This is a genomic window from Flavobacterium tructae (assembly GCF_001853485.1).
GTDB lineage: Bacteria > Bacteroidota > Bacteroidia > Flavobacteriales > Flavobacteriaceae > Flavobacterium > Flavobacterium tructae.
On the sequence record NZ_MIKE01000026.1, the window covers coordinates 80,039 to 96,639 of the forward strand.

Here is a 16,601-nt window from a genome sequence, read left to right on the forward strand (position 1 = left end):
TTTACACCCTGTTGTAATCTGCTCTCCAGTGCACGATGGCTTTTTTTATAGCATCTCCGGTGAGGTTATTTTTAAGAGCATCTTCCAAAAGCGGCAGGATTTCGTTGTCAGGAGCAAATCTCAAAGCAAAAATCTGATCGTCGGTTAGTTTGTACTCGAATTCTTCAAGTCTTTTTCCGGTAAGACTCAAATAGCGATAACGAAGTTCCAGCCTCACGATTCGGTTCTGAAGCGTCAGGGCGTAATGTTGGCGCAGCATATAGGCAAGAAAAAACAGCAATAGAAAACAAACACTTATAAAGGACCAAATAAGTGTATTTTCGGTCGTACAGGCGAAGTAAATACTGCAGCCTAAGAATAGTGCTAAAACCGGATAATAAACAAAATGATGCGGGGTATAAAACCGAACATGATTGTAGTAAGTTTGAATTTTCATAATGATATCGTTTTGGTTTCCGATTAAGTAACAAGGCTACTCCGGAAGAGAATAGCTTATTCAAAGAAAAAATAACGCAATCAATGTTTTTTACAACTTAAATGTATTAAAAAAAATTAATCTGTGTGAGGTGTCGATGCATTATTATGATGTGGATCAACAGAAATTTTCCACTCCTGAAGTTTAGATTCATAACTTTTACCTGCATTTGCCGGACTTGTCGAGGGTAATGTGATCAAGTGATAGTTTTTCTTCAGCTGGACATATTTTTTAAAGAACGCTGCTGCTTTTTGTCCGTTAAAAAGAATGGTTGTGATATTGGGATGTTGTTCTAAAAAGGTTTCAAAATCGTTAGGGGTTTCATTTTTAATAGCACTGTCCAAACTCCCTATTCTGTCACAATGCTGTAACACATCCCACACCGCAATGTTGTTTTTTTGCAGCAAAGCTTTTCGGGTTTCATAATCACTAGAGAGATCCTCTTTCAAAATAACAAACATAAATTTCCAGAAATTATTCTGATTGTGACCGTAATATTGATTCAGTTCCAACGATTTGGTTCCGGGCATGGTGCCCAAAATCAGAATAACAGCATCTTTGTTGGATATGGGCGGGAAAGAAAAACTTTTCATGAAGTACCGTTTTTGTAAAGCAGTAAGGTAAAGATTTTAAAAGTTACTTTTAAAGAGTTTCATTAAAACTTTGAGAAGAAAATAACGTTTGCTTTATTTGCAGTTCAACTCCAATAACCAGCTTTCAGAATGCAACAAAAAACTTTGCACCTTTGCTTCTGTGCACCTCTATAAAAGTTATCTCCCAAACCTGTAATATTCTAAATCCGGATTTTTTTTATTATTAAGAGAGTCCAAAATTGAGTTCATGCCTATGACACTAAAAGTAATTCCGTTTCCACCAAAACCCAGGACATAATGTTCGTTTTTATTGGGATCAGGTTTTCCAAAATAGGGCAATCCATCTTTTGTTTCTCCAAAAGTTCCCGCCCAGGAATAATCAATTTTGAAATTAATATCCGGAAATTTTCGTTGGAACTTCTTCAATAAGAATTGCTCTTTTTTGGGTAATAGTTTATCGCGTTTTACAGGATCTTTAAATGCTACATCTCCACCGCCCATAATAACACGATTGTCAGAAGTGGCTCTAAAATAGAGATAAGGAGAGGAGGTATCCCAAAAAATTGCATTTCTGAAAGCCACAGGAAGAGTAGGGAGACTTTCAGAAGCAATGACATAGGTGCTTTTCAAATCTACAACCTTTTCATTTAGAGTTTCGGTACTTTCGTAACCGCTGCAATGTATAATGTGATCTGCAGTAATACTACATTTATTTTCAGTAACGGCAATTAGTTTATCTTTTTGATTTTGAATAGAGGTAATGTTGGTTCTATCCAGAATTTCCATTCCTTTTTTTTGGCAATAGATCAGTAAATCATTGGCTAATTTAAAAGGATCCATAACTGCTGCAGTTTTTGATTCGATTGCCGCCAGAGCATTGAGCCCCAATTTTTCAAGATCCCATTTTTCCAGCCAGTTCACGTCAAAGCCATTTTCCTTTCGGATCTTAAATTCGTCTTTCAGGAACTGGAGATCTTTTTTTAAAGAGCAGAAATAAATACTTTTTTTGAATTCGAACTGACAATCGCTTTTTATAGTATCGATGATGTTGCGGAGATCAAAAATTGCTTTTTTACCGTTCCTGTAACTGTCAAGGGCACAGTTTAATCCTCTCATTTTGATCAATTCGTGTAATGAAATGTCAATTTCATATTGTAATAAAGCGGTACTCGCAGCAGTGCTTCCGTTGCAAATATCACGACGGTCGACCAATATTATTTTTTTGCCTTCAGTAATTAACTTGTAAGCGATCAAAGCACCTGTTATTCCGCCGCCAATAATCAAAATGGTTGTGTTTTTATCGGAATCAATTGAAGGATAGCTTTTTTTCATGGCATTCCTTAGAAGCCAGAAGGTTTCGGTCGATCGTAGTTTCATTTTTTAGCACTATTTGATGTACGGGTTTTTGTTCTGGTTTTGCCTTTACGTTGGTGTTGTTCGTGCGCTTCTGCAATCGAATGGGAGATTCTGATGCTTTCGTCTTTTTTGGAGAGTTCACTAAGATGTTGATAATATTTTTGAACAATAATCATTTCCTCTTCGGTCATACTTTCAATGTCTACCAGGCTGTTGCTTGAATATTCGTTGGAAGCGACTAGCTCGTTTAGTTTCAGCTGAATGGCCAGCGAATCTTTATTTTGTGCCTTCTGAATTAAAAAAACCATCAAAAAAGTAATAATGGTCGTTCCGGTATTAATGACCAATTGCCAGGTCTCGGAATAATCAAAAAAAGGCCCTGAAATTGCCCAGACTACTACAATTAAAAAAGCACCTATAAAAGCAGGAGTACTTCCTGCCGCTTTAGAAACATAGGTAGCAAATTTTTCAAAGGCACTGCTTTTATTTTGTTTTTTCGTTTTCATTGGAGTTTTATCTATGATTTTTCTTTTCCGGAGGATGCTTTTTTAGCATCTTCTTCTTTTTGTTTCTCCTGTTTTTGTTTCTCTTCTTTGGCTTTTTCCTCTTTTTCTTTATTGATTTTTTCCTGTTGTTCTTCTTTTTTCTCTTTAGCTTCCTCTTTCTGTTTTTCCTTTTCTTTCTCTTTTTTTCTAAAGTACCCTCTCAACAGAAAGTTATTTTTGGCAGCTTCCATATTATCACTAAAACCTTTGGTACCGCTTTCCAGATTCGAAAGGGTATTCGAAACGCTATTGGCCATTTTATCATCGCGGACTAATCTTGCCAGGGCTCCGTTTCCGTTATTCATACTATGACTAAAAGTGGCAAGTTCATCAGAAATGACTCCAACATTATCAACGCTTTTTTTGACACTTTTCATGATGTCCTGCATTTCTATTCCGTCAATCGAAGCAATGGCACCGTTGTTTTCAATAGCCTTTTGTGACTTTACACCGGGAGAAATAGTGAGAACCTTGTCACCCATCAATCCGTCAGAACCAATGCTGGCACGAGCGTCTGTTTTGATGAATTTTCTAACATCGTCTTTAATCACCATTACAACCACAACAGAAGAGTCATTAATCAGCCTGATTTCTTCGACCGTACCAATGTTAATTCCCGAAAAGCGTACATTGTTGCCCACTTCCAAACCGCTCACAGTTTTAAATCGGGAGCTGATGTGAAAGGTGGAACCAAAGAGGTTTTTTTGTTTCCCTATAAAATAAATGGCCATTATAAAAAGTAACAATCCAATTGCTACAAACATTCCTAATTTCCAGGTATATCCAGATTGTTTATCCATGATTTCTACTATTTATTTTGCGTTATTCAAAGAATGAGCGCACCCATTCGTCTTCGTTTTTTTCCAGTTCTTCATATGTCCCTTCGGCATGTATTACTCCATCTTTTAAAACCATAATTCGGTCGGCTGTGAGTTTTGCGCAAGCCATATCGTGAGTAATAATGATTGAAGTGGTTTTACGTTTGTGTTTGATATCAAGAATTAATTCGCTGATCTCACGCGAGGTTATGGTGTCTAACCCCGTTGTGGGTTCATCGTATAAGATAATTTCCGGTTTTAAGATTAATGTTCTGGCCAGACCAATTCTTTTTTGCATTCCGCCTGATAGTTCAGACGGCATTTTATCGATCGCATCCGCTAAACCAACATTATCTAAAGCTTCCATGACTTCAGTTTCAACTTCTTCCGGCGTTAAGTTCTGTTTGTGTTTTTGTAAAGTGAAAGCCAGATTTTCGCGTACCGACATGGAGTCATACAGTGCACCGCTTTGAAATAAAAACCCAATTCGAACCCTAATCTGATTTAGCTCAGGTTTCTTCAGGTTTAATACATTTTCGTTAAACACTTTTATTTCACCCTGATCGGGAGTTATTAAACCCACAATACATTTTATGGTGACCGATTTTCCCGAACCGGAACGTCCAAGAATTACTAAATCTTCCCCTTTATTCACCGTGAGATTTACACCTTGCAGAACAGTATTGTCCGTGCCAAAAGTCTTGTGCAAATCCCTGATCTCGATGATTGGAGTTTTGCTTCCTGCTTTAGTTTTAAGTGCTGTATTTTCTTTTTCCTTAATCATCTTTAAAAGAATAAATCGGTTATTTGAACGGCAATCATATCGAGAATAAAAATGGTAAGCGAAGCCGTTACAACTGCTGAATTTGCTGCTTTTCCCACACTTTCAGTTCCGTTAGAGGCATTAAATCCTTTAAAACATCCAATCATTCCGATAAAGAATCCGAAGAAGAACGTCTTGATCGTGGCAGGAATTAGATCCAGATATTCCAGCGATTGTAAAATTTGAGTCAGATAGCGATAGAAATTAACATCACCGTGGATATTAATTCCAACAAAACCACCAATAATGCCCACCGCATCTGCAAAAATGACTAAAATGGGAACCATTAAAGTACAGGCTAAAATTCTGGTTACGACCAAATAGTTGTAAGGATTAATTGCCGAGACTTCCATCGCATCAATTTGTTCGGTTACTTTCATCGATCCCAATTCGGCACCAATTCCCGAGGAGATTTTTCCGGCACAAATTAAAGCAGTAATTACGGGAGCAATTTCTCTTATTAAGGAAAGGGCGACCATTCCGGGCAACCAGGATTCCGCTCCAAAATTGACCAGTGTAGGACGAGATTGAAGGGTGAGTACCAATCCCATAATAAAACCGGTTATGGCTACTAAAGGCAATGATTTATATCCAATTACATAACATTGTTTTATAAACTCTTTGGCCTCATAAGGAGGAACAAAAACTTCCTTAAAAAACTGCTTCGCAAACAAAGTTGCATTTCCTATTTCGGTGAAAGTATTTTTTAGAGAGAGAATCAAAATAATATGTTTTTAGTATTAAATCGAAAATGAAACAACGTAAATCTTAAAAGACAGTTGTGGTCTTTATTATCAAAGATTAAAGTTACTTGACAACTGCAGAAGAAATCTTACATAACTTTTTTTGAAGTTTATATAATTAGCATTGTATGAGCAAAATAAAAGCAGAAAAGTTACGTTAGGGGGTAAAACAAAAAAAAAATCCCTTTGTGTGAAAAGGGATTTTTGACGTTTTGTATTTCAGGTTTACAATTAGGATTGCGTCTGAAAACTATAATATTTTCGCGTTATAAGTGCTATGGGTAGACCGATGCAGAACATCAGGATCAACATGGAAAGGAATAACGGGAAATCTAAGTGTTTTTCGGGAAGCACAGGAAAGGTAATAGGCAGTACAATTAAATTCATAATGATCCAGACGAATAGTCCATAGAGGAATCCGGAAACAACTGCGCTTTTTTTGAGAAAAGGCAGATAAGGATAAATGATAAAATAAAACGAAGCGAAACTTAGTGCAATTAAGTAATGGAATCCAATACCGAAGAGCGCCATTAGCGAGCCTCCAGTGTAGGCTTCCTTTTTAAAAACGCCGCTTGCAATGGATTGCAGCAGTTTTATGGCAGTGGTTTTTTGGAGTATAAAAGCATAAACTGTAATGGCTGCCGTCAGGTCTAATGTCCCGGCAACGAGCCAGGCGGTCAAAATGGTTTTGGTTTTGGATCTCATCTCATATTTAGTTTTTTACAACAGTATAAATGTTTTTCAATTGATTTAAATGTCTTTTGGCGTGCACGTTACAAAAAAATAATAATTCGTAGATTGTTAAATTTCCAATACCCGGTATTTCAAAATCCATACAGGTGAGTGTTAAATCATAATTTTCAGCAATATCCTGCATTTCTTTTTCAATTCTTTGAAGACTTGAAATCAGCTCGGTTTTATCATACTCGCGGTCCTCGGGATATATAAAATCAGGGGAGTCGTATTTGGTACTGAAATCGAGGAATATCCCTTGAAGCGCAGGAATTTTTTCATCATAGTTTGCCGCTAGTTTTTGGGTATTAGCCTCGCAAACCTGACGCAGTCCTGATGTCGCTTTTATAATATGACGGGCAACCTGTCCGGCTGTCCAGCTACCTTCAAACGGTATTTGATTGACTTCGCTTTGCGTAAAAAGAGAAACAGTGTCGGAAAATTGTCCGAAAGTAGTCCCGATATCTTGTTTTAATTCTGTTTTCATAAATGTTTTTTGTTTTTTACTCTATTATAGAAGTGATCCACCAGACATTCCCAAACGGATCGGTAACGCCGCAAGTTCTGCCATACTCTTTATCGCTGACTCCCATTATACTCGTAGCACCATTTTCTAATGCTTTTTTATAGGTTTCATCGACATTGGGGACATAAACAAATAGGTTAGCGGTTTGTCTTGACCAGTCTTCAACTACGTCTGTAACCATGATAGTACTTCCGGTGATGGTAATTTCGGCGTGCATAACCGTTCCGTCGTCGCGCAGTACATTATCGCTGGGAGAATTGTTTGCGTCGAACACTTTTTGAGTAAATGCTATAAATTGTGATGCACCATTTAAAATCAAATAGGGCATTATGGTTTGATGTCCGGCCGGTAAATTCATTTGGTTAGATTTGAAGGTTGATAGTGTCTCAAATTTACTAATTTTATCAATAAAACTTTATAAATCAGATCTTTGTTGTTTTTTGGACTCACAAAAGAACTTCACAATGATAGCCATAGGAATCCAGAAGTTCTATTATTCTTTGATTTGAAATTGACGGTGCATGAACGCGTAAAATTCTATCACAGTCTTCTAAATCAAAATTAATATTACTGTTTGGAAAATGTTCAAGAAGTTTCCCCACAATCAGTAGAGATTGCTCGACTTCCTGAACATTTGTTTTATAAACTTCTATCATCATTTCATGAGGTTATAAAGCGATGTTTTTATAACGCTCTATTTTATGATAATAAACGTAAGAGATCGCCAGAATTACTAAAAAGATTAAAGGAAAGAAGGCCTGGAAATTGATACCGTCTACTGCGGCATGACTGATGGAAGCAAAAATAAAGTCGAAACCAAATCCGGCATACGCCCATTCTTTTATGTTTTTTGGAATGGAAGGAATCACCAGAGCTAAAACACCAAGAATTTTAAAAACGACTAAGGCATTTCCGAAATACTCAGGATAGCCCAAATGTCTGATTCCTTCTTTTGCTAATTCTGTCTGAGAAGTTAAGGCCGGCATAACACCTTCGAATAAAAAGATAATAGTAGTAGTGATCCAAAAGATAATTTTTGCTTTTTTCATGGGATAGTTTTTAAAAGGTTGTTAATTAATTCATTACAAACTTACAATTCTTATCTTTTGAACGGACTACACATTTACGACTATTTTAGGGGCATTTGGGACAGAGTGGAAGATTTTAGATTTTAGAGTCAAGAGTAAAGAATATAGAATATAGAATAAAGAGAATAGATTTTGAAACTTGAAACTTGACTCTTGACTCATGGCTCTTTCTTCTTTACTCTTGAAACTTGAAACTTGAAACCTGAAACCTGAAACCTGAAGTTTGGAATTTAAGATTTGGAATTTGCTCCCAAAACATAGTTTTTAATGACAAATAAGTCTTCGAAACCTAATCTCGTGTAGATGTCTTTTCCCATGGCAGAAGCTTGTAACTGCGCGTAATCCCTATTTAAATCGATGGATAGATTTAAAGCATATTTCATGATTTCCTCAGCAAAACCTTTTCGGCGCATTTCCGGAATCACTCCAACGCCATGAATTCCAATTGTATTTTGAGTTTGAAACAGCATAAATGTTCCGATGGGCTGAGCGTTTAAGGAAACCAAATAGAAATGAACGTTGTCGTAATTCTGAATCAGGATTTCTTTGCTAATCACATAACCAAAAGCATGAGGATACAGATCGGCCCATATTTTAGCGTCCTGTTCAGTGGAAACTCTTTTAAAACTCAGATTATTTTGAAGCGTAAATTTCTGATCTAATTTTAAAGCCATCGCCACCTGCTCGCTTTTTAATGAGAAACCATAGGCATCCAGTATTTCGTACGATTTTGTTCCGTAGATATCCCAATAAGCGAAAGCTAATTCTGAATTGGCCTGCATGGTTTTAGTAATTTCGTCGATGTCATTTTTAGAGATATCTTTTCGAAACCACAATTTATTAGGCCAGCCTGAATTTTCAACTTTGCTATATTCAAAAAGAGGAGTTGTATGGTAGGATAGGAAAGAGGAACTAACCGTTTTCCACATTCCGGTAAGATTATTTAAGTTGTCTTCGATTAAGTTTATCTTTTTCATTTGAATATTGATTATAAAAATATAAGACAAAGATACCCCGGGCTTTTAGGAGAAACCTTTACATATGTTGATTTACAAATCTTTTTCGAGATTTTTTCGGATACGGCTTAGCTGGGTAGGGGTAATTCCTAAATGGGAGGCGATGTGAAGTAACGGAATACGGTCTGCAATATCCTGATGTTTGGATAAAAGTTGTAGGTATCTCTCGGTAGCATTTTGCATGACTAAAGCAATTTCGCGTTGTTCTTTTTCGATTACCCAGTTTTTTTCCAAATAGGCAATGTAATAATTTTTGAGGTCGTCGTTCTGATCAATGAGTGCTCTGTATTTTTTGTAGTTAAGTTGAATCAAGGTAGAATCCTCGAGTGCTTCTATAGTGAAGTGAGAAGCGGTTTGCTGCAGTAAAGAAGCCTTTGAACCGGCAAAATCGCCTTCAAGAAAAATGTTTTTATTATAGAGATTACCTGCCGCATCGGTGATATAAGCCCGTAAAGCACCTTTGATTATAAAATATATTTCTTTTGCAATTTGTCCGTTCTGAAGTAAAATATCTCCTTTTTTAATAGATTGAATTTCAGCAATACCGGCAATTAAATGCCAGGAAGATTCTGAAATAGGAGCGTAGCTTTCGAATTTTATCTTTAAATTGTTGAGGTACTTATTTTGATTGATTGACATTTTGATTGAAGTTTTACCTACCAAAAATAAGGAAATATTACGGATTATATAGTACGCGGATGACGCGGATTCGCTACCGCGAAGACACGGATTTTCGCGGATTTTTTTATTCTCCTTTTTGTCACTTTGAGGAATGAGGAACAGCCATTATGAAAAAAAAACCGCTAAAAACGTAAAAGTTATTTAGCGGTTTATTTGGGAAAGTTTTTTACTGGTTTGAGGTAAACCCTTTTATTTCAGAGTTTAATCGGCGTAATGATAAATGCTTTTTTTAATGGTATCTTTTATTTTTTCAAGTGTTACTTCAGTCACACCGCCTTCATAATTCATACTAATAAGGACTTTATCTTTGATGATTTCGTAATCAATTGAAATCAATCCGTTTTTATTTACGGGTACAGATTTACTTTCGTTTGGAATTGCACTTAAATAGTATTCGGATTCTTCAACCTCTTTATTTTGGATAATATTTTGATAGACCTGGGCAAGATCAGTGCCTTTTAAGATACATTCTCTTCCGGAACCCATTTCTACTTCAACATCCTTACAATCTTCTTTTTTCTCTGCTTCTTTTTTTACAGCAGGGCTTGTTTTTACTGGTTCTTTTATTGCTTTTACTTCTTTTTCTGAATTGTTTTCTTTACAGCTTGTAAATAGTAATGCTAAAATTGCAAGGCATGCGATTCTTTTCATGAGTTTTAATGTATTGATTAAGAGGATTGTTTTATTAATATTCGATACGATATTCATTCTTTGGAGCCATTTATTAAGGGCTTGACAATATCAAAAGTAAGAAAACATTGTGGATTATAGGGTACGCGGATGAGACGGATTCGCTACCGCGAAGACACGGATTGACACGGTTTTTTTATTCTCGCAATTTTTTATGCGCAATCTTGTCATCCTGACGAAGGAAGGATCACACAAGTAACTCCGTACAGAATGTCGTCAATCTTTGTCAAACCCTACGTGTGATTTGCTTCGCCTATTCGTTATCGCTCGAGTCTCCCTTCGGTCGAAATGACAAAAATGAGAATAAAAAAAATCCGTGACAATCCGCGCCTCCGCAAAGCGGATCCGCCTCATCCGCGTGCCATAAAAAAACGCCATGAAACTATAAGTCTCACAGCGTTCTCCTCTCAAAAAAATAAATAATTAACGGGTATTATTTCCAGCCACCACCTAAAGCGCGATACAACTCGGTATTGGCAGATAGCTGCTCTCTTTTTATGTTGGCGAGCTCTAGTTCACTTTGTAACAAATTAGATTGCGCAGTAAGCACTTCAAGATATTCCGCCATACCATTTTTGAATAACAAATTGGCATTTTTTATGGCTTGCTGCAGCGTTTTTACACGTTGCTGCAAAAAGGATTCCTGTTGCTGCAATTTCTCTACTTTTACCAAAGCATCTGACACTTCACTAACCGCTACTAAAACCGATTGTCTGAAATTCAGAACCGCTTTTTCCCTTTCGGCAACGGCGATATGGTATTGTGTTTTTACTTTTTTATTGTTCAGCAAAGGCTGTGTCAATCCTCCTGCAAGAGTTCCGAACAAAGAGGCTGGAATATTGAACCAATTGCTGGCTTCAAAGGAGTTTACACCACCCTGAGCAGTTATTCTGAGTGCCGGATACAAATTGGCTTTTGTGATTCCTACGCTGGCATTTGCGGCTTTAAGAGCAAGTTCGGCACTTTTTACATCCGGTCTGCGGCTTACTAACGAAGACGGAATCCCGATGGCGGTATTGTTTTTAACTTCTAAAGCACTCAAACGAATACTTCTCTGTTTGGAATCCGGAAAAGATCCTGTCAGAACACTCAAAGCATTTTCCTGAATCGCAATGTTTTGTTCCAACAATGGAATCAGTTGCGCGGCGTTTAATTTTTGTGCTTCCGATTGTTGAATCGCCAATGAAGTGACCTGGCCGGCATCGTATTTTAATTTGATAATAGTGGTGGTACTATCATTTAATTTTAGATTTTGTCGGGCAATATCCAACTGTGCGTCCAGCATTAAAAGATTATAATATCCCTTAGAAACATTGGCAACAATGGTAGTCTGCAAAGCTTTTTTAACTTCTTCTGACTGCAGATAACCCGCAAAAGCTTCTTTTTTCTGGTTCTTTATTTTTCCCCAAATATCGGCTTCCCATGAAAGTGTCGCTCCGGCTGTGAAGTCATTAATATGATTCTGACCCAATGCCTGACCTAAATTTTTTCCGGTAAAACTATTGTCTGACGGATTGCTGGTACTTGCTGCTACCGATAAATTGACTTCAGGGACATTTCCCCATTTGGACTGTGTGAATCTGTAATGCGCAATCTCGATGTTTTTAGTAGCAATTTGCAGGTCGTTGTTTCGGGCAACCGCGCTGTCTATTAGCTGAATAACATCTTTTTCGGTGAAGAAATTTTTCCACTCCGTATCGCCAATACTGGTCGTATCTTTTGAAACCGATGCACTCCTGAAATTTTCAGGAAATGCATCTTTTGGAGTTTCAATATCCTTCGAAACCTTACAGGATATTACTGTGGTGATCAAAATAGCGATCATCACAATTTTGGTTATATAATTTTTCATTTTAGGTGTTGTCATTAAATTTCTGTACAAGTATCTTTTCTGCTTTCAAGATCTCTTGAAATTTTATAAGAGATGTATCCGATGCCAATAATGATGGCTACGAGTACGGTTGTGATATAGTTTTCCATTTTTATTTTTCTTCGTTATGAATTACGGCTACCGGTTTTCCGGAAACCTTTTCTTGTAAATATTGGAAGATGATGAATAATACCGGGATGATAAACAATCCTAGAATTACCCCTGAAATCATACCTCCTGCGGCACCAATACTAATCGAATGGTTACCTTGTGCTGATGGTCCTTTGGCACTCATCATTGGAATTAATCCCACAACAAAAGCAAGCGATGTCATGATAATTGGTCGTAAACGCAGTTTTGCTGCGTCGATTGAAGCCAGAATTAATGCCTGACCGGATTTTCTTTTCTGAACCGCAAACTCCACAATCAGAATGGCATTTTTAGCGAGCAGTCCGATTAACATTACCAGAGCAACCTGTACATAAATGTTGTTTTGAATTCCAGTGAAACCAATAGCCACAAATACTCCAAAAATACCTGCAGGGATAGAAAAGATTACCGCCAAAGGCAAAATGTAACTTTCATACTGTGCAGCAAGTAAGAAATAGATGAATATCAAACACAGTAAGAATATCGTTGCGGATTGCCCTCCTGAAGAAATCTCTTCACGGGTTTGTCCCGAAAATTCAAAACTATAACCTGCAGGTAAATGTTGTGCAGCAACTTCTTCTATGGCTTTAATGGCATCCCCCGAACTAAATCCAGGTTTCGGAATGGCATTTATCGAAATTGAATTAAACAAATTATATCTGGAGGCCGTTTCAGAACCATAAATACGGCTTAGTTTCACCAAAGTATTTATAGGAACCATTTCACCGGTTTTGTTTTTCACAAAAACCCTGTCAATAGAAGATGGATCAGCTCTGTCGGCAATATCTGCCTGAACAACCACTCTGTAATATTTACCAAATCGGTTAAAGTCAGAAGCCTGTGCGCTACCAAAATAAGTCTGCATCGTTTGTAAAATGTCTTTTACATTTACCCCCAGCTGATTGGCTTTTTCGTCATTAATATCCAGTTGCAACTGCGGATAATCGGCTTTAAAACTTGTAAAGGCCATTGCAATCTCCGGACGTTTCATCAATTCTCCGATAAAGCTTTGAGAAACACCGCTAAACTTATCCAGTTTACCTCCGGTTTTATCCTGTAACACTAAATCTAAAGCTTCAACGTTACTAAATCCGGGAACAGTTGGGAAACTAAAGACGAAGAAACTTCCACCGCTAATAGTTCCTAATTTCCCTTGTACATCGGCCATTATTTCGTCGATTCCTTTGATTTTTCCACGCTCTTCATCCGGCTTAAGCAAGACAAAAATAACGGCTGCTGATGGACTTGTAGAATTCGTTAATAAATTGAATCCTGAAATAGCTGTTACAAATCGTGATGATTCGTCGGCTCTTAGTAAATTTTCTGCCTGAGTCATTACTTTTTGTGTTCCGTCAAGAGAAGTTCCCGAAGGAGTATTTACCGCAATGGCAATAAATCCCTGATCTTCTGTTGGAATAAATCCTGTTGGAGTCGTTTTTACCAAAAGAATGGTTGCTGCTGTAATTAAGGCCAGACCACCTAAGCTTAACCATTTGCGGCGAATTAAAAATTTAATTCCGCCCACGTAACGATTCGTCAAAGATTCGAAGCTGCTGTTGAATGCCGTAAAGAATTTTTCTTTAAATCCTTTTTTAGCAAAAACTTCATTTTCGTTTCCTTGTGCACCGTGATTGTCTTTCAGGAACAATGCAGCAAGCGCAGGACTTAAAGTCAAAGCATTCACAGCCGAAATTACAATTGCAATCGCCATAGTAAAAGCAAACTGACGATAGAAAACTCCCGTAGAGCCTTCCATAAAACCAACCGGCAGGAATACAGCAGCCATTACCAGCGTAATCGAGATAATAGCACCCGTTATTTCGTGCATTGCTTCATGTGTGGCTACTTTTGGAGACAAATGTTTGTGCTCCATTTTGGCATGCACGGCTTCGACGACTACAATTGCATCATCTACCACAATACCAATCGCCAGAATTAAAGCGAAAAGTGTTAGAAGATTGATCGAAAATCCGAATAACTGCATGAAGAAGAACGTTCCTAAAATTGCTACAGGTACAGCAATAGCCGGGATTAATGTTGATCTAAAATCTTGCAGGAATATAAATACTACGATGAATACTAATATAAATGCTTCGATTAAAGTATGTTCTACCTGTTCTATCGATTGATCCAGTGATACTTTGGTACTATAGAAAATATTTTGCTTGATACCTTTTGGAAAATCTTTCGATGCTTTTTCCATCAGTTTGTTAATCGCGATCTGAATGTCATTGGAGTTTGAACCTGCCAATTGAATAATACCGATTACAACTCCTTTTTTACCATTCAAACGCGTTAAACTGTTGTACGAATAAGCACCAAGTTCAACTCGGGCAACGTCTTTTAGGCGAAGTACTGAACCGTCTGCATTAGAGCGAATAGCAATATTTTCATATTCTTCCGGTTTGGTTAGTTTTCCTTTGTATTTGATTACGTATTCGAAAACTTCTGTACTTCTTTCCCCAAATTTACCCGGAGCAGCTTCCAAACTTTTGTCCTGAATAGCACTCATGATTTCGTTTGGCGTCACTTTGTAAGTTGACATTTGTGTCGGATTCAGCCAAACACGCATCGAGTAATCTTTTACTCCTCCAAAAATACTGGCCGATCCTACTCCCGGAATACGTTTGATTTCAGGAATAATATTGATTTGGGCATAATTGGCCACAAACGTCTGATCGTATTTCGATTCATCCTCGGTGTACATACCGATGGCCATAATGAAACTGTTTTGTTGTTTCGCAGTGATCACCCCTTGCTGTACCACTTCGGCAGGCAATTGACTGGTCGCCTGAGCCACCCTGTTTTGTACGTTTACGGCTGCTTGATCAGCATCGGTACCTAATTTAAAGAAAACAGTAATGGCTAACGATCCGTCGTTACTGGCGGTAGAACTCATGTAAGTCATGTTTTCCACCCCATTGATAGATTCTTCTAAAGAGGGCGCTACCGAACGTAAAACCGTTTCGGCATTAGCTCCCGGATAAACCGCCGTTACCAAAACCGATGGCGGTGCAATATCAGGAAACTGTTGTAAAGGCAATTTCGTAAGTCCAAGTACCCCCAGAATCACCAATAAAATGGAGATTACGGTTGCCAGTACAGGTCTTTGTATAAATATTTTGAACATTTGCGTGTAAATTATTTTTTAGTGATTACTTGGGCAACTTTTGTCGCCGGTTTTTCAGGCTGAATGACTTGACCTTCCTGAAGTTTATCGATACCGCTTAATACAATCTGATCACCTGATTTGATACCATCTTTAATCAAATAGTTTGTGCCGCTTTTACCAATAACCGTGATCGGCATTTTGTTGACCTTATTTTCTTTGTTAACGGTGAAAACAAAAACTTTGTCCTGCATTTCAACAGTAGCCGCTTGTGGTACCAAAAGAGCATCGTCATGGTGAAGCCCTAAACGAATTTTTCCGGTGTTTCCTGAACGTAAAGTCCCGCCAGCATTAGGAAAAGTAGCTCTTAACGTAATAGCCCCCGTTGTTTTATCAAACTGACCGTCTACCATATCGATTTTTCCGGTTTGAGGATACGCATTATTATCGGCTAAAATCAAAGTTACAGGAGGTAACTTTTTGATTTTATCGCCTAGGCTGCTGCCGGCATATTGTGCTTTAAAGTTGATGAAATCGGTTTCTCCCAATGAGAAATAAGCAAAAACTTCATGCACATCAGATAAGTTGGTTAAAGGTTCAACATCCGTTGCCGAAACTAAACTTCCTTGTTTCTTAGGTAGTCTTCCAATGTAGCCGCTTACAGGAGCTGTAACATTAGTATATCCAAGATTAATTCTGGCTGATCCTACCATCGCTTTGGCCTGTTCGATATTGGCAGCAGCAATTTTTTGAGAAGCCTTGGCTGTTTTTAACTGATAATCCGAAACTACTTTATTTTGAACTAATGGAGTTAATTTATCTACTTCTAACTGCGCGTTGATTAAAGCCGCTTCAGCAGCGTGTAAATTAGCCAGCGCATTGTTTAATTGTTCACGGAATGGACGTTCGTTTATTTTGAATAAAGTCTGACCTTTATTGACATAAGCTCCTTCGTCTACAAAAACTCTTTCCAGATTTCCGCTTACCTGAGGACGAATTTCAACATCAACAGTACCTTGTATAGAGGCAGGATATTCGGCATCGGTAGTAGTGTTTTCGCTTGTAATAGCAGCGACAGGTAATAATGGTGCAGCAGGAGCTGCCGGGGCTTGCGATTTATCTGCACAACTGCTTAGTACGAGTGCCAGAATAAAACTGGTTATGATAACATTTTTCATTTTATTATTGGTTTTAAATTGTTGAACATTCTTTTGGATTAATTGATGTGGTATTCTGGCATTCATGTTTAATTATATTAAATTATCTAACATCGTTAAGTTGCAAAACCTAAAAGGTCATAGAATTCCGCTTCCAACTCTATTTCATAATGGGTATTAAATTATTTATCAGTGTTAAGTAAAACAGCAAAATAAGCTACTTATTACT

18 protein-coding genes are annotated in these 16,601 nt (G+C 37.6%); all 18 read right to left on the reverse strand.

Going from position 1 to position 16,601, the window contains the following annotated elements:
* Window position 1: 1 nt before the first annotated feature.
* On the reverse strand, window positions 2-436 hold the full coding sequence (locus BHE19_RS17950; RefSeq protein ID WP_070908230.1) for a DUF6526 family protein: 435 nt from the start codon (window positions 434-436) through the stop codon (window positions 2-4).
* Between the two features lie 116 nt (window positions 437-552).
* Window positions 553-1,068, reverse strand: a complete 516-nt coding sequence (locus BHE19_RS17955) for a DNA-deoxyinosine glycosylase (RefSeq protein WP_070908231.1) — start codon at window positions 1,066-1,068, stop codon at window positions 553-555.
* A gap of 177 nt (window positions 1,069-1,245) precedes the next feature.
* Entirely contained in the window at window positions 1,246-2,445 is a 1,200-nt protein-coding gene (locus BHE19_RS17960) for an NAD(P)/FAD-dependent oxidoreductase (RefSeq protein WP_070908232.1), read from the reverse strand.
* Window positions 2,442-2,930, reverse strand: coding sequence for a low affinity iron permease family protein (locus tag BHE19_RS17965; protein WP_070908233.1), 489 nt, complete (start codon window positions 2,928-2,930; stop codon window positions 2,442-2,444). The genes BHE19_RS17960 and BHE19_RS17965 overlap by 4 nt, the downstream gene beginning before the upstream one ends.
* Before the next feature lie 11 nt (window positions 2,931-2,941).
* Window positions 2,942-3,769 (reverse strand): MlaD family protein, encoded by an 828-nt coding sequence (locus tag BHE19_RS17970; protein WP_070908234.1) that lies wholly within the window; start codon window positions 3,767-3,769, stop codon window positions 2,942-2,944.
* Window positions 3,770-3,791: 22 nt separating this feature from the next.
* Window positions 3,792-4,571 carry an ABC transporter ATP-binding protein gene (locus BHE19_RS17975; RefSeq protein ID WP_070908235.1) on the reverse strand — a complete coding sequence of 260 codons (780 nt, stop codon included), beginning with the start codon at window positions 4,569-4,571 and terminating at the stop codon, window positions 3,792-3,794.
* A 2-nt stretch (window positions 4,572-4,573) separates the two neighbouring features.
* A complete protein-coding gene (locus BHE19_RS17980) occupies window positions 4,574-5,332 on the reverse strand; it encodes an MlaE family ABC transporter permease (protein ID WP_017495570.1) in 759 nt (252 codons plus the stop codon).
* Window positions 5,333-5,584: 252 nt separating this feature from the next.
* A complete protein-coding gene (locus BHE19_RS17985; protein ID WP_017495571.1) occupies window positions 5,585-6,058 on the reverse strand; it encodes a hypothetical protein in 474 nt (157 codons plus the stop codon).
* A 7-nt stretch (window positions 6,059-6,065) separates the two neighbouring features.
* Complete coding sequence (locus BHE19_RS17990; RefSeq protein WP_070908236.1) at window positions 6,066-6,572, reverse strand: DinB family protein; 507 nt, start codon at window positions 6,570-6,572, stop codon at window positions 6,066-6,068.
* A 16-nt stretch (window positions 6,573-6,588) separates the two neighbouring features.
* Entirely contained in the window at window positions 6,589-6,969 is a 381-nt protein-coding gene (locus BHE19_RS17995) for a VOC family protein (protein ID WP_070908237.1), read from the reverse strand.
* A gap of 88 nt (window positions 6,970-7,057) precedes the next feature.
* Entirely contained in the window at window positions 7,058-7,270 is a 213-nt protein-coding gene (locus tag BHE19_RS18000; RefSeq protein WP_083342587.1) for a hypothetical protein, read from the reverse strand.
* A 9-nt stretch (window positions 7,271-7,279) separates the two neighbouring features.
* On the reverse strand, window positions 7,280-7,660 hold the full coding sequence (locus BHE19_RS18005) for a DoxX family protein (protein ID WP_017495575.1): 381 nt from the start codon (window positions 7,658-7,660) through the stop codon (window positions 7,280-7,282).
* Window positions 7,661-7,929: 269 nt separating this feature from the next.
* On the reverse strand, window positions 7,930-8,676 hold the full coding sequence (locus BHE19_RS18010) for a GNAT family N-acetyltransferase (protein WP_070908238.1): 747 nt from the start codon (window positions 8,674-8,676) through the stop codon (window positions 7,930-7,932).
* A 72-nt stretch (window positions 8,677-8,748) separates the two neighbouring features.
* Window positions 8,749-9,354 carry a Crp/Fnr family transcriptional regulator gene (locus tag BHE19_RS18015; protein WP_070908239.1) on the reverse strand — a complete coding sequence of 202 codons (606 nt, stop codon included), beginning with the start codon at window positions 9,352-9,354 and terminating at the stop codon, window positions 8,749-8,751.
* 243 nt (window positions 9,355-9,597) lie between these two features.
* A complete protein-coding gene (locus tag BHE19_RS18020; RefSeq protein ID WP_070908397.1) occupies window positions 9,598-10,047 on the reverse strand; it encodes a hypothetical protein in 450 nt (149 codons plus the stop codon).
* Between the two features lie 472 nt (window positions 10,048-10,519).
* The gene (locus tag BHE19_RS18025) at window positions 10,520-11,938 is read right to left on the reverse strand and encodes a TolC family protein (protein ID WP_070908398.1); all 1,419 of its coding nucleotides are present in this window, start codon (window positions 11,936-11,938) and stop codon (window positions 10,520-10,522) included.
* 130 nt (window positions 11,939-12,068) lie between these two features.
* Window positions 12,069-15,236 carry an efflux RND transporter permease subunit gene (locus tag BHE19_RS18030; protein WP_070908240.1) on the reverse strand — a complete coding sequence of 1,056 codons (3,168 nt, stop codon included), beginning with the start codon at window positions 15,234-15,236 and terminating at the stop codon, window positions 12,069-12,071.
* A gap of 11 nt (window positions 15,237-15,247) precedes the next feature.
* Entirely contained in the window at window positions 15,248-16,459 is a 1,212-nt protein-coding gene (locus tag BHE19_RS18035) for an efflux RND transporter periplasmic adaptor subunit (RefSeq protein ID WP_083342588.1), read from the reverse strand.
* Window positions 16,460-16,601: the final 142 nt, after the last annotated feature.